This window comes from Alkalibacillus haloalkaliphilus, assembly GCF_007991275.1.
Classification (GTDB): domain Bacteria; phylum Bacillota; class Bacilli; order Bacillales; family Alkalibacillaceae; genus Alkalibacillus; species Alkalibacillus haloalkaliphilus.
The window spans coordinates 82166-98716 of sequence record NZ_BJYA01000011.1 but is presented as its reverse complement, the minus strand read 5'-3'; the positions used below and the strand labels follow the sequence as shown (position 1 = coordinate 98716).

The 16551-nt window shown below is 37.3% G+C and carries 14 protein-coding genes; 13 read left to right on the top strand and 1 reads right to left on the bottom strand.

From position 1 onward, the window contains the following. Positions 1 to 114: 114 nt before the first annotated feature. The 8 genes from dnaE to AHA02nite_RS08245 all read left to right on the top strand — a co-directional run bounded on the left by dnaE (position 115) and on the right by AHA02nite_RS08245 (position 10713). Entirely contained in the window at positions 115 to 3447 is a 3333-nt protein-coding gene (gene dnaE, locus AHA02nite_RS08280; protein WP_146816226.1) for a DNA polymerase III subunit alpha, read from the top strand. A 132-nt stretch (positions 3448 to 3579) separates the two neighbouring features. Next, positions 3580 to 4809 carry an NAD(P)-dependent malic enzyme gene (locus AHA02nite_RS08275; RefSeq protein ID WP_146816224.1) on the top strand — a complete coding sequence of 410 codons (1230 nt, stop codon included), beginning with the start codon at positions 3580 to 3582 and terminating at the stop codon, positions 4807 to 4809. A gap of 22 nt (positions 4810 to 4831) precedes the next feature. Beyond that, positions 4832 to 5443 (top strand): FadR/GntR family transcriptional regulator, encoded by a 612-nt coding sequence (locus AHA02nite_RS08270; protein WP_146816222.1) that lies wholly within the window; start codon positions 4832 to 4834, stop codon positions 5441 to 5443. A gap of 90 nt (positions 5444 to 5533) precedes the next feature. Then, complete coding sequence (accD, locus tag AHA02nite_RS08265; protein WP_146816220.1) at positions 5534 to 6391, top strand: acetyl-CoA carboxylase, carboxyltransferase subunit beta; 858 nt, start codon at positions 5534 to 5536, stop codon at positions 6389 to 6391. Continuing rightward, positions 6391 to 7356, top strand: a complete 966-nt coding sequence (gene accA / locus AHA02nite_RS08260) for an acetyl-CoA carboxylase carboxyl transferase subunit alpha (protein ID WP_146816218.1) — start codon at positions 6391 to 6393, stop codon at positions 7354 to 7356. The genes accD and accA overlap by 1 nt, the downstream gene beginning before the upstream one ends. A 179-nt stretch (positions 7357 to 7535) precedes the next feature. After that, positions 7536 to 8495 (top strand): 6-phosphofructokinase, encoded by a 960-nt coding sequence (pfkA, locus tag AHA02nite_RS08255; protein ID WP_146816216.1) that lies wholly within the window; start codon positions 7536 to 7538, stop codon positions 8493 to 8495. Between the two features lie 32 nt (positions 8496 to 8527). After that, positions 8528 to 10288, top strand: a complete 1761-nt coding sequence (gene pyk / locus AHA02nite_RS08250; protein ID WP_146816214.1) for a pyruvate kinase — start codon at positions 8528 to 8530, stop codon at positions 10286 to 10288. Between the two features lie 32 nt (positions 10289 to 10320). Further along, complete coding sequence (locus AHA02nite_RS08245) at positions 10321 to 10713, top strand: FxsA family protein (protein WP_146816212.1); 393 nt, start codon at positions 10321 to 10323, stop codon at positions 10711 to 10713. 47 nt (positions 10714 to 10760) lie between these two features. On the opposite strand, the gene ytvI is transcribed toward AHA02nite_RS08245, so the two are convergent. Beyond that, positions 10761 to 11852 carry a sporulation integral membrane protein YtvI gene (ytvI, locus tag AHA02nite_RS08240; RefSeq protein WP_146816210.1) on the bottom strand — a complete coding sequence of 364 codons (1092 nt, stop codon included), beginning with the start codon at positions 11850 to 11852 and terminating at the stop codon, positions 10761 to 10763. A gap of 79 nt (positions 11853 to 11931) precedes the next feature. Between ytvI and AHA02nite_RS08235 the strand changes: the two genes are divergently transcribed. The 5 genes from AHA02nite_RS08235 (at position 11932) to AHA02nite_RS15115 (ending at position 16480) form a co-directional block, all read left to right on the top strand. Further along, positions 11932 to 12402 carry a DUF441 domain-containing protein gene (locus tag AHA02nite_RS08235; RefSeq protein WP_407642734.1) on the top strand — a complete coding sequence of 157 codons (471 nt, stop codon included), beginning with the start codon at positions 11932 to 11934 and terminating at the stop codon, positions 12400 to 12402. A 212-nt stretch (positions 12403 to 12614) separates the two neighbouring features. Next, complete coding sequence (gene citZ, locus AHA02nite_RS08230; protein WP_146816206.1) at positions 12615 to 13730, top strand: citrate synthase; 1116 nt, start codon at positions 12615 to 12617, stop codon at positions 13728 to 13730. Between the two features lie 87 nt (positions 13731 to 13817). Further along, complete coding sequence (gene icd / locus AHA02nite_RS08225; RefSeq protein WP_146816204.1) at positions 13818 to 15089, top strand: NADP-dependent isocitrate dehydrogenase; 1272 nt, start codon at positions 13818 to 13820, stop codon at positions 15087 to 15089. A gap of 36 nt (positions 15090 to 15125) precedes the next feature. Next, positions 15126 to 16076, top strand: a complete 951-nt coding sequence (gene mdh, locus AHA02nite_RS08220) for a malate dehydrogenase (RefSeq protein WP_146816203.1) — start codon at positions 15126 to 15128, stop codon at positions 16074 to 16076. Between the two features lie 179 nt (positions 16077 to 16255). Next, on the top strand, positions 16256 to 16480 hold the full coding sequence (locus tag AHA02nite_RS15115) for a hypothetical protein (RefSeq protein ID WP_218025410.1): 225 nt from the start codon (positions 16256 to 16258) through the stop codon (positions 16478 to 16480). Positions 16481 to 16551: the final 71 nt, after the last annotated feature.

The following is a 16551-nucleotide window of genomic DNA, read 5'->3' as shown; positions in this document are numbered from 1 at the left end:
AGGTTGTCTTATAAACTATATGATTTCTTAGGCTTTTATATGTGAATGAATTCAATAGAAATGTATAATAAGAAGTGAATGGAATAGATTCACATGATTGAAGGTGAATAATTTATGGACTTTGTTCATTTACAAGTACACTCTAGCTATACATTAATGAAAAGTGCTATTCATATAGAACAATTAGTCAAGAGGGCTTCTGAGCTTGGCTTTGAAGCAATTGCTCTAACTGATGAAGAAGTGCTACATGGGTCATATCAGTTTATTAAAGTTTGCCAGCGTTATAACGTTAAACCTATTACTGGTATGACTTGTCATGTTTATTTACCTGACGAGCAACGACCGACTAAGTTTATTCTTTTAGCGAAAGATAAGGTTGGTTATCAATCACTCGTTCAGCTTTCAAATGCTATACATATTAATGAAGGTCAACCAACATTGTCGCAATTAGTGGAATTAGAAGGTATTATACCGATTGTTTCCTTCTATCAAAACTTTATGGAAGAGTTAATTCACTTAAATGATTTCGAGCGACTTCATCAGCTGGTCGATTACATTGATCAAGGATTTGAACAATGGTATATCAACGTCCAACCAAACCAACAAGGACATGTCATAAGCTGGTTACAAAATGAAGGGAAACAGTATTTAGAGAAAGCCGTTGTGACCGATGATGTCCGTTATGTAAACGAAAAAGATCGAGTTGGTTATGAAGCATTAAGAGCGATGGAGCACGGCGCTACAATTAATCAAAGGTCTTCAAAAGAGGATTCGGCAACTTACTTAAAACGTACTACTGATTTCGATCCATTGTTTGCTCAACAATGGGAAGGTGCAATTAATAGAACTAAATTTATTGCTCAACAATGTGAGGTCCCAATTACAAGTAAGTGGTTTACACTACCTACTTATCCAAATGAAAAAGATCAATCATCAGAACAGTTGTTAAGTGAGTTGTGCTATAAAGCTATACATGTAAAATACAGTGACGCCCAACAACAAAAGGCAAAAGAGCGTCTCGAGCACGAGCTATCTGTTATTAATAGTATGCAGTTCGCTGATTACTTTTTAATCGTCTGGGATTTAGTTAAATTTGCGAAGCAATCAAACATCTTAACTGGTCCAGGCCGTGGTTCGGCAGCAGGTTCAATTGTAGCTTATTTATTAAACATTACAGAGGTTGATCCAATTAAACATAACTTACTATTCGAACGGTTTTTGAACCCTGAAAGAAAAACAATGCCTGATATTGATATTGATTTTTCTGATTATCGACGAGATGAAGTTTTACACTATGTCAAAAATAAATATGGCGAAAATTATGTTGCACAAATCATTACGTTTGGTACCTTCCAAGCTAAATCAACGATCCGTGAATTAAGTAAAGTGTTCCAGCTTAGCCGTGAGCAGTTAACATATTTGTTAAAACAGTTGCCGCAACAAATGTCATCGCTAAAAGAAGTCATCTTAAACAATGATTCTTTAAAACATTATATTAAGCAATCACAACAATTAATTGAAATGTTCCAGGCGGCTTTTGTCATTGAAGGTTTACCTAGACACCACTCTGTGCATGCTGCTGGGGTTATTATTAGTAATCGTCCAATGCTTGAAAAGATTCCAATGTTTAAAGGTGCAGAAGGTGTATTGTTAACTCAAATGCCAATGAATGAGTTAGAGTCTTTAGGTCTACTAAAAATGGACTTTCTTGGTTTACGTAACTTAACGTTAATTGAACGTATGATTAAACAAATTGAAGAGCGAGAAGGAAAGAAGGTCTCTGTTGAGCAAATTCCGAAACAGGATGAAAAAACGTTTCGTCTATTACAATTTGGATATACAACTGGAGTATTCCAGTTAGAATCAGATGGGATGAAAAACGCGTTAAAGTCAATTAAACCAACAAAGTTTGAAGATATCGTAGCGGTAATTTCACTTTACAGGCCAGGTCCAATGCAGTTCATTGAAACATTCTCAGAACGTAAACATGGTAAGACACCTGTAGAATATATCCATTCTGACCTAAAACCGGTTTTAAACGAAACGTATGGGGTATTAATATACCAAGAACAGATTATGCAAATTGCAAGTAGACAGGCAGGTTTTTCACTTGCACAAGCTGACCTATTAAGAAGGGCTATTAGTAAGAAAGATCGTGAGGCTATTGAACAGCTTAAAGCTGCATTTATTAACGGTTCATTAGAAAATGGATATGACCAACATGTTGCAGAGCAAGTCTTTGACTGGATTGAGCGCTTTGCAGATTATGGATTTAATAAAAGTCACGCTGTAGCTTATTCGATGATTTCTTATCAAATTGCTTATTTTAAAGCCAACTATCCTGCTTACTTTTATGCTGAACTGTTAACATCAATGATGCATGACTCAAATAAGTTAGAACGCTATTTAAAAGAAGCGAGGCAAGTAGGATTAAGAGTGCTTCCGCCTTCTGTTAATGAAAGTTTTGGGAAGTTCACTGTGAACGATCAACAGACGATTCGTTTCGGGTTATTAGCCGTGAAAGGTTTTGGAAAACAAGCTTTAGATGAAATCATTCGTGCACGTAAGCAAAAACCATTTAAAAGCCTTTTTGATTTTTGTATGCGTGTCTCATTACAAGTCGTTAATCGTCCTATTATTGAGTCATTAATTATTGTAGGAGCCTTTGATGATATTCATCCTAACCGTGCTCAATTACTTGCGTCAATTGTACAAGCTATGGACCAAGGTGAATTATTTTCAGCTATGGATGATCAACTAAATTGGGAAGATGATTTATTTAATATGGAAGTTGAGTACACTAAGGTTGATGCCTTCCCGATCTTAAAAGAATTAAGTTTGGAAAAAGAAGTCATGGGTTTTAGAATTAGTGAGCATCCAATTAGTCAAATAAGACGTACGCTTATAAGAAATGGTGTTCTCTCAATTAATCAAATGTTAAAACAACCAGTTAAGAATAACTACAACATTGTTGCGTCGATCAGTCGAATGAAAGATATTAGAACGAAGCGTGGAGAACAAATGGCCTTTGTCACTTTAGAAGATGAAACGAATGAAATAGAAAGTGTCGTGTTTCCTAAGGTGTATCGGGAAGTTAGCCGTGAACTAGAAGAAGAGCAAATGGTTAACGTTCATGGTAGATTGGACGAAAGACAAGGTTCGAAGCAACTGATCGTTGAAAAAATCAAGCCTTTTAATTATGAAACTATACCAAAAGATCGTCATGAGCAGTTATACATTAAGTTACACCCTGAGGATGAAGAAGAACAACTTTCCTATATTAAGCAAGTTCGTAATCAGTTTCCAGGGACAGTTCCAATTGCTGTTTATTCTATTAAGTATAAAAAGGTTTATCAATTATCTCCTAATTATGATATAGATGTAACAGAAGATAGTTTAAGTCAATTAAAAAGATTTTTTCATGAAGAGCATGTCGTTTTAAAATAGAAGCATGTAAAGTGTAATAGTGGGTGCAAATTTATTATGCGATTTCAAATAACACTTTACATGCATTCACTATTTGTTATAATAAATTCGATTAGTGGTCAGACCATTTTCGAAATTAAAGGAGCGGTATAAGTGGCTAACTTAAAAGCAGAAGCATTACACATTCATAAGGCAAACCAAGGAAAACTAGCAACACACTCTAAAGTTCCAATCAAGAACGCTAGGGATTTAAGTTTAGCTTACTCACCAGGAGTCGCTGAACCTTGTAAAGCTATATATGACAATAAAGAGACGGTTTATGATTATACAATGAAAGGCAATATGGTAGGCGTTGTGACTGACGGTTCTGCTGTATTAGGACTAGGTAACATTGGTGCAGAAGCTTCGCTACCTGTTATGGAAGGTAAATCTGCATTGTTTAAAGGGTTTGCTGGTGTTGATTCTTTTCCAATTGCACTAAATACTCATGATGTCGATGAGTTTGTCCAAGCTGTTAAACTTATGGAGCCTACTTTTGGCGGGATTAACTTAGAAGATATTGCAGCTCCAAACTGCTTTATCATAGAAGAACGTTTAAAGAAGGAAACGAATATTCCAATATTCCATGATGACCAACATGGTACTGCAATTGTAACAGTTGCAGGTTTAATTAATGCACTCAAATTATCAGGCAAGAGCTTTTCCGAGATTAAAGTTGTTGCAAATGGTGCAGGTGCAGCCGGAATCGCAATTATTAAATTACTTTATAATTTCGGTGTTCGAGATATGATTATGTGTGATTCAAAAGGTGCGATTTTTGAAGGTCGTACATATGGTATGAACGATGTGAAAGATGAGATTGCACGTATGACGAATAAAGATCGTAAAGAAGGTTCATTAGAAGAAGTTATGCAAGATACTGATGTATTCATTGGAGTATCAGTAGGTGGCGCTTTGTCAAAAGAGATGGTTGAAAGCATGAATGACAACCCCGTTATTTTTGCGATGGCTAATCCAGATCCTGAAATTATGCCAGAAGATGCAAAAGAAGCGGGAGCTAGTGTAATTGGTACAGGGCGTTCTGACTTCCCTAACCAAGTGAACAACGTATTAGCATTCCCAGGGATCTTCCGCGGTGCTCTAGATGTGCGAGCAACACGAATTAATGAAAAGATGAAGGTGGCAGCAGCAGAAGCTATTGCATCTTTAGTAGGTGATGAGTTGTCATCTGACTACGTCATCCCTGAACCATTTGATTCACGCGTAGCACCGGCTGTAGCAGGAGCTGTAGCAAGAGCTGCAATGGAATCAGGTGTTGCAAGAGTACACGTCGACCCTGACGATGTTGTAAGACATACTGAACAGTTAACTAAACAAGATTAATTATATTTATGAGGTGCGTAAAATGACGAATCAATCCAAGATGAAAGTTTATCAAGAAGTGCTTAACCAAATTCGTCAATTCATCGAAGAGCAAGAGTTAAAAGATGGAGACCGATTGCCTTCTGAGCGTGAATTATCAGAGCAATTAAACGCCAGTCGTGCATCTATTCGAGAAGCATTACGTGCAATTGAGTTACTTGGCTTAATCGAGACACGTCATGGGGAGGGCACATTTTTACGCACCTATAAACCTTATCATTCTGTTGAATTGTTATCGACTTTTGTTTTACGAGAAGTAAAGACGAAAGGCGAATTACTTGAAGTGAAGTTTTTACTAGAACAAGTTTGTTTAAATCAATTGTTTGCTGATGAACAGTGGGATTATTCACAAGTTGAAGACATATTGTTTGAGTCTAATGATATACATACAGACTTGTTTTTAAGGTTATTTGAAGCTTATGGCAATCGACTGTTGTTAAAAATTTGGCATTTAGTTACAGGTTTTGTTGAAACAGTTGATCCAAAAGAAGTGAATCAGGTTCAATATGAAGAGCTTCTTAAACTAATTAGTCAACGTCAATATAATCAAGCATTAGATCATCACGCATCGCTTTATGAGAAACAGTGTAGTTAAATTATTATGCTTGTCTAAAATACGACAGTTTTTTTATTTTTATTAAGTTATGATGTTTTGAGAGTGTCAGGGCTAAAAGGAGGAATCAGCTTGATTAAGGATATGTTTAATAAAAAAAGAAAATATGCCACCATTTCCAAGCAAGAAGAACATGAAGATGTTCCAGAAGGGTTAATGGTAAAGTGCCCCTCTTGCCGAAAGATTTATTATCGAAAAGAGATCGAAAAGAACCTATTAACGTGCCCAAACTGTGATCACCATCATCAAATGTCAGCACCTGAACGTATTAATTACTTGTTAGATGATGGATCATTCCAAGAGTGGGATGAAGATATGGTGTCAGAAAACCCTTTAGAGTTTCCTGATTACCTCCAAAAACTTGAAAAAGACCAAAAGAAGACAGGAATTAACGAAGGTGTCGTAACAGGACAAGGAACGATCAACGGGTTCCCTACTGCAATAGCTGTTATGGACGCGCGCTTCCGTATGGGAAGTATGGGGTCTGTTGTTGGCGAAAAAATAGCTCGTGCAATTGAGAAAGCTAACGAGTTGAACATACCGTTAATTTTATTCACTGCTTCTGGCGGAGCTAGAATGCAAGAAGGTGTATTAAGCTTAATGCAGATGACAAAAACATCGGTAGCCTTAGAACGATTTGATCGTGCAGGAGGGCTGTTCATATCGTATATGACTAACCCTACTACTGGTGGTGTTTCCGCAAGTTTTGCATCACTAGGTGACTATAACTTTGCAGAACCACAAGCTTTAATCGGTTTTGCGGGTAGAAGAATCATAGAACAAACAATTAGAGAGAAGCTTCCTGATGATTTCCAAACGGCGGAATTTTTATTCAAGCATGGGCAGCTAGACCGTGTCGTCCCTCGTCATGAGATGAAAGACACTCTCTCAACGATATTAGAAATCCACCATGTTGGAGGTGGGCAGTAATGAAACATGTATTACCATTTGAGAAACCTGTTGTTGAGTTAAGACAGAAGATTGCAGAGTTAAAAAGCTTTACGAGTGAAAGTGATGTCGACTTAACTGAAGAGATCGCAACGTTAGAAAACCGTTTAGAGCGTTTAGAGCAAGAAGTATATGGGAATATGACACCTTGGGATCGAGTACAAATGGCTCGTCATGCTGAACGCCCGACAACGCTTGATTATATTAACCATATTTTTACTGACTTTATGGAGATGCATGGCGATCGTTATTACGGTGATGATGAAGCCATTGTTGGTGGTATTGCGAAATTCGGTAATCAGCCTGTTACGATTATTGGACACCAACGTGGTAAAGATACTAAAGATAACTTAAGAAGGAACTTCGGTATGCCACACCCAGAAGGTTACCGTAAAGCGTTACGGTTAATGAAACAGGCTGAGAAATTCAATCGTCCAATTGTGACGTTTATAGATACGAAGGGTGCATATCCAGGTAAGGCGGCAGAAGAACGTGGCCAAAGTGAGGCTATTGCTAAAAACTTGCGTGAAATGGCAGGTTTAACAGTGCCAGTCATCTGTATCGTAATTGGTGAAGGTGGTAGCGGTGGAGCGTTAGGCATCAGTGTAGGAGACAAACTGTACATGCTTGAAAACTCTACTTACTCAGTAATTTCACCAGAAGGTGCTGCTGCACTACTTTGGAAAGACTCAAACTTGGCACAAAAAGCTGCTGAGTCGATGAAGATTACATCTTACGACTTGAAACAACTTAATATTATTGATGATGTAGTCGAAGAAATTCAAGGTGGGGCTCATCGTGACTTAGAAAATCAATCTAATCATATTTCTAAGTGTATTGAAGATAGTTTGAAAGAACTAAAAGCCTTACCGACAGAAGAATTGTTAGAAAAACGTTGGGAAAAGTATAAAAAGATTGGTGCTGTTACAACTGTTGTACAATCTTAAAAAACATGGAGCTGTTAATCAGCTCCGTTTTTGTTTCTAAAAGTAAAGCCAATAAGGGTTTAGAGTGAATTTTCATAAGATTGATTCAATAAATATGTAATTCCTTATGCATGGCATTTATAGAAATTTTAATTTACAATATGATATACAATTGATCGATAGCAAAACGAGGTGTGGATATGAAAGCAATAGGTGTTTTGACTAGTGGTGGAGATGCTCCAGGGATGAATGCAGCCATTCGCTCAGTCGTAAGAAGTTGTATTTATCATGATATTAAAGTGTTTGGAATTTATTACGGTTATCAAGGTTTAATAAACGGTAATATTGAAGAGTTAACAATCGGCTCTGTAGGTGATATTATTCAAAAGGGTGGAACGATGTTGTACTCTTCTCGTTCTGAAGAATTCAAAACCCCTGAAGGTCAAAAGAAGGCCATTGAACAATTGAACAACTATGGAATTGATGGCTTAGTCGTTATTGGCGGTGACGGTTCTTTTAAAGGGGCAACGAAATTAACTGAACAAGGGTTCCCTTGTATTGGTGTTCCAGGAACAATTGATAACGACATACCAGGAACAGATTATACGATCGGTTTTGATACTGCGCTGAACACAGTTATTCAAGCAGTTGACAAAATAAGAGATACGGCAACTTCACATGAAAGAATTTATGCCATTGAAGTGATGGGAAGAGATGCTGGTGACCTTGCACTTTGGGCTGGCCTAGCTGGCGGTGCTGAAAGTATTTTAATTCCAGAACGCGAATCGAATATGGATGAAGTGCTTGAAAAAATCCAACGTGGACATGAACGTGGCAAGCGTCACAGCATTATCATGGTGGCAGAAGGTGTAGGAAGTGCGGTTGATTATGCTGAGCAAATACAAGATAAATTAAACTTATCAACTCGTGTAACAGTATTAGGCCATACTCAACGTGGTGGATCACCTACAGCTAATGACCGTGTACTAGCTAGTCGTTTAGGGGCTTCTGCCGTTGATCTATTGTTAAATAACAAAGGTGGACTAATGGTTGGAATTGAAAATAACAAAGTTGTTCATCATGATATTATAGAAGCATTACAAAGAGAACATAAAGTAGATGAAGGTCTTTATCAGTTGTCTAATCAACTTTCTATATAAGTTTGAACATAATTTAGGAGGAAGCAAAACATATGAAAAAAACAAAGATAGTATGCACAATAGGCCCAGCATCAGAGTCAATTGACACTTTAAAACAACTCATCAGTGCGGGGATGAATGTCGCGAGGTTAAATTTCTCTCATGGTGATTTCGACGAACATCGTGCTAGAATAAAAAATATCCGCCAAGCAGCAGAAGAAATGAATGCTACTGTCGGAATTCTTTTAGATACGAAAGGGCCGGAGATTAGAACAGGTACTTTTGCAGAAGAAGAAGTGGAACTTCAAGAAGGTTCAACGGTGTACTTATCAATGGATGAAGTAGAGGGAACTGCTGAGCGATTCTCAGTCACTTATCCAGGCTTAATCGAAGACGTTGGTCCAGGAAATACAATTCTTTTAGATGATGGTCTAATTGGCTTAGATGTCATTTCTGTCGATCAAGGTAAAAATGAAATCGAAACGAAAGTTATGAATACAGGCATAATCAAAAACAAAAAAGGTGTAAACGTCCCAAATGTGAGCGTTAATTTACCTGGTATTACGGATAAGGATGCAAATGACATCTTGTTCGGTATTGAAGAAGATATTGACTTTATTGCAGCCTCATTTGTAAGACGTCCTTCTGATGTGTTAGAAATACGTGAGCTGTTAGAGAAACATCAAGCAGATCATATTCAAATTGTCCCTAAAATTGAGAACCGCGAAGGTGTAGAAAACATTGAGCACATCATCAAAGTAAGTGATGGTTTAATGGTTGCACGTGGTGACTTAGGTGTAGAAATACCGGCAGAAGAAGTACCGCTAGTACAAAAAGATTTAATTTATCAATGTAATGTAGCAGGGAAGCCAGTAATTACAGCAACTCAAATGTTAGATTCAATGCAACGAAACCCTCGACCTACTCGTGCAGAAGCGAGTGATGTTGCGAATGCGATCTTTGATGGAACAGATGCCATTATGCTTTCAGGTGAAACAGCAGCTGGTGATTACCCAGTCGAAGCGGTAAAAACGATGAATAACATTGCTGTTTACACTGAAAATTCAATTGAAGAACAAGTGTCCGTTAATGCTTACTTAGAACAAGGTGACATGAGCATTACTGATGCGATTAGTCACTCAGTTGCAAACCTAGCTGAAGACTTAAGTGTTAAAGCTATTGTAACTCCAACTGAAAGTGGAAATACAGCTCGTAACGTATCAAAATATCGACCAAAAGCGAACATTGTAGCGGTTACGTCCAAAGGTTATGTTAATCGTCAGCTTTCACTAGTATGGGGTGTTCATGCAATGAAAGGTGACCAAGTTTCTTCTACTGATGAAATGTTGGCTCTAGCAGTAGAAAAAGGTCTAGATTCTGAGCTTTTCCAACATGGAGACAGGATTGTCATCACGGCAGGAGTACCTGTAGGTGAAAGTGGTACAACTAACTTAATAAAAGTCCATGTTGTCGGCAATATTGTAGCTAAAGGTCAAGGTATTGGAAAAGTTGGTTCTGTAGGAAAAGCAGTTCATGCTACAAACTTAGAAGAGCTTGAGAAAAATTTCAATGACGGAGATATTTTAGTTGCTCATGGTACGGATAAAGAAATGATGAATTATATTGAAAGATCAAGTGGAATCGTTACAGAAGAAGGCGGGTTAACGAGCCATGCAGCTGTCGTTGGGATCAATGTAGGTAAACCAGTAATTGTCGGTGTATCTGGCGCTATGAAATTAATAGAAAATGGGGAAGAGATTACGATTGATCCAACGAACGGAAATATTTATCAAGGACGTACATCTGTCCTGTAAGCCAATGGTGACTAGCTCGAAAGGAGCCAATTATGTTTCGTTTATTATTTGTGTTAATTATTGTCGTCTCAGCTATTGAGATTGCGTTATTCGTATGGTTAGGTAATATATTAAATATTTGGTTTGTGTTGTTAGGTATTATTACAACAGGATTTTTAGGAGCTATATTGGCTAAGCAACAAGGAGTTGAAACACTTAATCGTGCCAGGTTAGAAATGGCGAATGGACGAGCACCGAAAGAAGAAATCTTTGACGGTGTGGCCATTTTATTAGGTGCTGTCGTCTTGTTTACTCCAGGGTTCTTAACAGATGCTTTCGGCTTTATGTTATTGATCCCTGTAACGAGACGACCTATGAAGAAATGGGCACAAGGTGTTGTCTATGCGATGATTAAGAAGGGAACTGTCACCGTTATTAGAAGGTAATATCGAGGAGTACATGAACGCATGTTTGTGTACTCCTTTACTTTGTCTTACTTCACAATATAATTTTTTACGTGTGTCAAAAGGTTAGCCCGCATGAGAGCGACTATGATAATCATAATAATTGGACTTAAAAATATACCTAAAATACCAAATGTACTTATTAATATGAATAGTAGTATTAATACAAAGAACGGGTGAGTGCCTAGCTGAGCACCAATCAGTTTCGGCTCTAATAAATTACGAGTTATAATGATCACAATTAACAATAAGCTGAGCTGAACAGTTAGCGTAAATTGATCAGTCATAAATAAGTAAATAAGCCATGGAATAAATAACCCACTAACACCAACGAGAGGGATTAAGTCTAAAAACATAGCAACAAAAGCTATAGCTAATGCATGTTCGACAGAAAAGAATAGTAAACCCGCATAGACAATAAGACCGGTAATAACGATTAATAAAAACTGTGCAAATAAATATTTTTTTATTAAGTAAGTAATTTCCGACTTTGTTTTCGAATAGATCGAAAACGTGCGTTCAGGCATATGCTCTAGTATATTTCTAAACCATTTTGGACCATCTTTACTTAAGAAGTAAGTACCGATTAAAACGAAAAATAAAATATAGCCCCCTTGTATAATGTAAGTTAATTGGTTCATCGCCGATTGTAACAAATTAATTAACCAATCTTTACTTACCTCTTTCATAGAGTTAGTCGTATCGGATAGTAAGTTTTTCATTAATTGGCTAGATTCTGGATGAATAGTTGAGGCGAAGTTTTCAATCGTTTGATATACTTGTTCAACAGTTTGTGTCGTATACTGTTCGACTTGTCTGAACAAATCTTCGAGTATGACAGGTGTAGTCATGGTTAAGTGTTGGAGTAGATGAATGAACTCTACGATACTTAATGAAATAATCGAAATAAAACTAATAAAGAAAAAGCATAATACAAAAAGAACAGATAAAGCTCTATTTCTTAAATAAGCTTGTACAAAATTAACGAGAGGGTTTATGAGGAAAGCTAGTATGACACTTAATAAGATCGGAAATAAGTAATAAAAACCAAAGTACATAACTGTGACGAACCCAATTGTGAAGGTAAGCAGTTTAATTAAATTAGGGTAATTTAATTCCATATTATAACTCCTAAACAGACGCTCGACTTTTATATGGATTAATCATAGAAATAAAATAGCAAAGGTTGGTATTGTTGTGTTGTCATCTTCGACTTTATTTTTACTTGTCCTTTTAGCGTTAGGTTTTATCGCAAAAAATCAAGCTATATTAATCGCTGTATACATATTGTTAGGGATAAAATTGTTAAGTTTAGAAGATCGTATATTACCGTTATTTGAGTCAAAAGGTATTTTTATAGGTGTTATTGTCATTACAATTGCTGTATTAGTCCCAATAGCAAATGGAGAAATTGGCTTTTCAGATCTTTTTGAAAGTATGAAATCATACTATGCATGGATTGCAATTGCTGCTGGTGCGTTCGTAGCTTATGTTGCCAAAGATGGGGTTGATCTTATGGCAAGTGATCCCCATTTAACAGCCGCATTAATAGCCGGTACTATTTTAGGGGTTGTCTTATTTCAAGGAATCGCTGTTGGACCTGTCATCGGTGCAGGAATTGCTTATTTAGTCATGCAATTAGTTGATGGTGTTATGAAGTTCTTTTCATAAATGACGAGATGTTTAAATACACATTCTAAGGGAATATATATTAACAGTTATGCAGGATTGTTGATATTTATGAATTTTGTATAGCGAAATAGTTTCACTTCTACAGAATTTTGTTTATAATGGTCTTTGAGATGTATAATAATAGCTATGTAAATAGAAGTGTATACATACACACTAATGTTTTCATTATTTTTTAGAGAAGGAGAGATTGTATGTCTAGCACTAAAGGTCTTGAAGGTATCGTTGCAACACAATCATCTATTAGCTCGATCATCGATGACAAGCTAACTTACGTTGGTTATGACATTGATGATTTAACTGAAAACTGTAGCTTTGAAGAAGTAGTTTATTTACTTTGGAATTTAAAGCTACCGACTAAAGAAGAGTTAGACGCTTTTAAACAAGAAATCGCTAACGAAATGGAAGTTCCTCAAGGAATTATTGATCATTTGAAATCTTATAACTTAGATTCTGTACACCCAATGGCTGCACTTAGAACAGCAGTTTCTATGTTAGGGTTATACGACGATGAAGCGGATGAAATGAATGAAGACGCTAACCGTCGTAAAGCACTTCGTTTACAAGCTAAGATCTCAACAATCGCTACAGCATTTGCACGTATTCGTAATGGTAAAGAACCTGTAGCACCAAAGAAAGATTTAAGCTTCGCAGGTAACTTCTTATACATGCTAAATGGTAAAGAACCAGAAGCAATTGAAGAAGAAGCTTTTAATAAAGCGCTAGTATTGCATGCTGACCACGAATTAAACGCATCAACATTCACTTCACGTGTATGTGTGGCAACATTATCTGATGTGTATTCAGGTGTAACAGCAGCAATTGGTGCTCTAAAAGGGCCACTTCACGGTGGAGCTAACGAGCGCGTTATGCAGATGCTTTCAGAGATTGGCGAAGAAGAGAACGCAATCCCATATATTAAAGAGAAGTTTGCAAACAAAGAGAAAATTATGGGTATGGGCCACCGTGTTTATGAAAATGGTGATCCTCGTGCGAAACACTTAAGAGAAATGTCTCGTCAATTAACTGAAATCACTGGTGAGACTAAGTGGTACAACATGTCAGTTAAAATTGAAGACTTTATTAAAGAAGAGAAAGGTTTACCTGCAAACGTTGACTTCTATTCAGCGTCTGTATACCACAGCTTAGGCATTGATCATGATTTATTTACACCAATCTTTGCTGTAAGTCGTGTATCAGGTTGGTTAGCTCACATTTTAGAGCAGTACTCAGATAACCGTCTAATCCGTCCTCGTGCAGAGTACGTTGGACCAGGTAAACAGCAGTTTGTCTCTTTAGAAGAAAGATAATGAATTCCAAAAGCCGGGAAACCGGCTTTTGTGTTGTTCATTCCTTTAATATATAATGGCTCTAGAACATAATAGGAGGTTTTGAAATTGACACAAGGTGAAAAAATCACAGTAGAAAACGGACAAATGAACGTTCCAAATCAAGCAATTATCCCATTTATCGAAGGAGACGGTACAGGTCCTGACATTTGGGCAGCAGCGTCTCGAGTATTAGAAGCAGCAGTAGAGAAAGCTTACAACGGTGAAAAAGGAATTGAATGGACAGAAGTATTAGCTGGTCAAAAAGCTTATGACAAAACAGGCGAATGGTTACCAGAGGAAACTTTAGAAACAATCCGTGATTACAAAATCGCAATTAAAGGACCTCTAACAACGCCAATTGGTGGAGGAATCCGTTCACTAAACGTTGCTTTACGTCAAGAGTTAGATTTATTCACTTGCTTACGTCCAGTACGCCACTTTAGCGGTGTACCATCTCCAGTTAAGCGTCCTGAAGATGTAGATATGCAAATTTTCCGTGAAAACACAGAGGATATTTATGCAGGTATTGAATGGCAAGAGGGTACTGAAGAAGTAGGTAAAGTTATTGACTTTATCCGTAATGAAATGGGAGTAGACAAAATCCGCTTCCCTGAAACTTCTGGTATCGGTATTAAGCCTGTATCAAAAGAAGGTACTGAACGTCTAGTTCGTTCTGCAATTGAATATGCATTAAATGAAGGTAAACAGAGCGTTACTCTAGTACACAAAGGTAACATTATGAAGTTTACTGAAGGTTCATTTAAAGCATGGGGTTATGACTTAGCTGAACGTGAATACGGCGATAAAGTATTCACTTGGAAAGAGTATGACCAAATTACTGAAGAAAAAGGCCGTGACGCAGCAGATCAAGCTGAAAAAGAAGCTGTTGACGCAGGTAAGATTGTTGTTAAAGATGCGATTGCTGATATTTTCCTACAACAAATCTTAACTCGTCCAAAAGAGTTTGATGTAGTTGCGACAATGAACTTAAATGGTGACTATATCTCAGATGCACTAGCTGCACAAGTTGGTGGAATCGGTATTGCACCAGGTGCGAATATTAACTACGAGTCTGGTCATGCTATTTTTGAAGCTACTCATGGTACTGCACCGAAGTATGCTGGTCAAGATAAAGTTAACCCATCTTCAGTTATTTTATCTGGTACGCTAATGTTAGATCACTTAGGTTGGAGAGAAGCTAGTGAGCTAATCCACAAAGCGATGGATAAAACAATTGCAAGCAAAGTTGTAACGTACGACTTCGCTCGTCTAATGGATGGTGCAAGAGAAGTTAAATGTTCTGAGTTCGCTGATGAACTAATCAAGAACATGGACTAATACAAATCTTATAGTGGAATATTGAGGAGGAGTGCAATGACGATTAAACGTAAGAAAGTATCAGTTATTGGCGCTGGTTTTACAGGGGCGACAACAGCACTGATGACCGCTCAAAAAGAACTAGCTGACGTAGTGTTAGTGGATATTCCAGATATGGAGGATCCGACGAAAGGTAAAGCACTCGATATGTTAGAAGCTAGTCCGGTACAAGGGTTTGATTCAAACATTGTAGGTACTTCAAATTATGAAGAGACAGCTAACTCCGATGTAGTAGTCATTACAGCCGGTATCGCAAGGAAGCCTGGTATGAGTCGTGATGATTTAGTTGCAACAAACTCTAATATTATGAAACAGGTGACACAACAAATTGTGAAGTACTCACCAGATTGTTTCATAATCGTATTAACGAACCCAGTCGATGCAATGACTTATTCTGTGTTTAAAGAATCAGGTCTACCGAAAAGTCGCGTCATCGGTCAATCTGGGGTATTAGATACGGCACGTTTCCGTACATTTGTTGCACAAGAGCTAAATGTCTCTGTTAAAGATGTAACAGGGTTCGTACTTGGTGGTCATGGTGATGATATGGTACCAATGCTACGTTATTCATTCGCCGGAGGTATTCCACTAGAGAAATTAATTTCCAAAGACCGTCTAGATGCAATCGTTGAACGTACACGTAAAGGTGGCGGTGAAATTGTTGGATTGTTAGGCAATGGTTCAGCTTATTACGCACCAGCTGCGTCAATAACGGAAATGGTTGAAGCAATATTGAAAGACCAACGTCGTATTTTACCGTCCATTGCATATCTAGAAGGTGAATATGGTTACCATGATATGTACTTAGGTGTACCAACAATTTTAGGCGGAAATGGAATTGAGGAAATTCTTGAACTAGATTTAACAGAAGAAGAAAAACAGCAGCTAGACAAATCAGCTGACTCTGTTAAAAATGTCATGCAAGTATTAGCCAATACAGAAGCTTAAAAGTAACTTCTAATTTAATCATAAAGCGATAGACTAACCGTAAATAACGGTCGGTCTATCGCTTTTTTCTATTATGAAGTTGATATCTAATTAATATTAATATAAAGGTCTTCCGCAAATACAGTGTCTTTTTATGAAACAAGTATTGGATAATAATTCACAACATCTTGGCTTAGGTTTTGGCTTGCAAACAAATTCTATCTGACATGTACATTTACATTTACAGCAACATTTTGGTTTATGGTGGTGGTCGCCATGATGACCATGGTGATCACCATGATGGTGGTCGTGGTGGTGTCTTCTGTGATGGTGTCGTCCATGGTGGTGATGATCGAGTCGATGACCCCAGATCATATCCTCCCCCTCCTTTTTACCTTTTACTATATCTTATAGTTTTTCTATAGAATGGCTTATAGTAAATGTCTAGTTTTAAGAAAATATTTCATATAATTTTTTTGTAGTTTAGTCTCATACT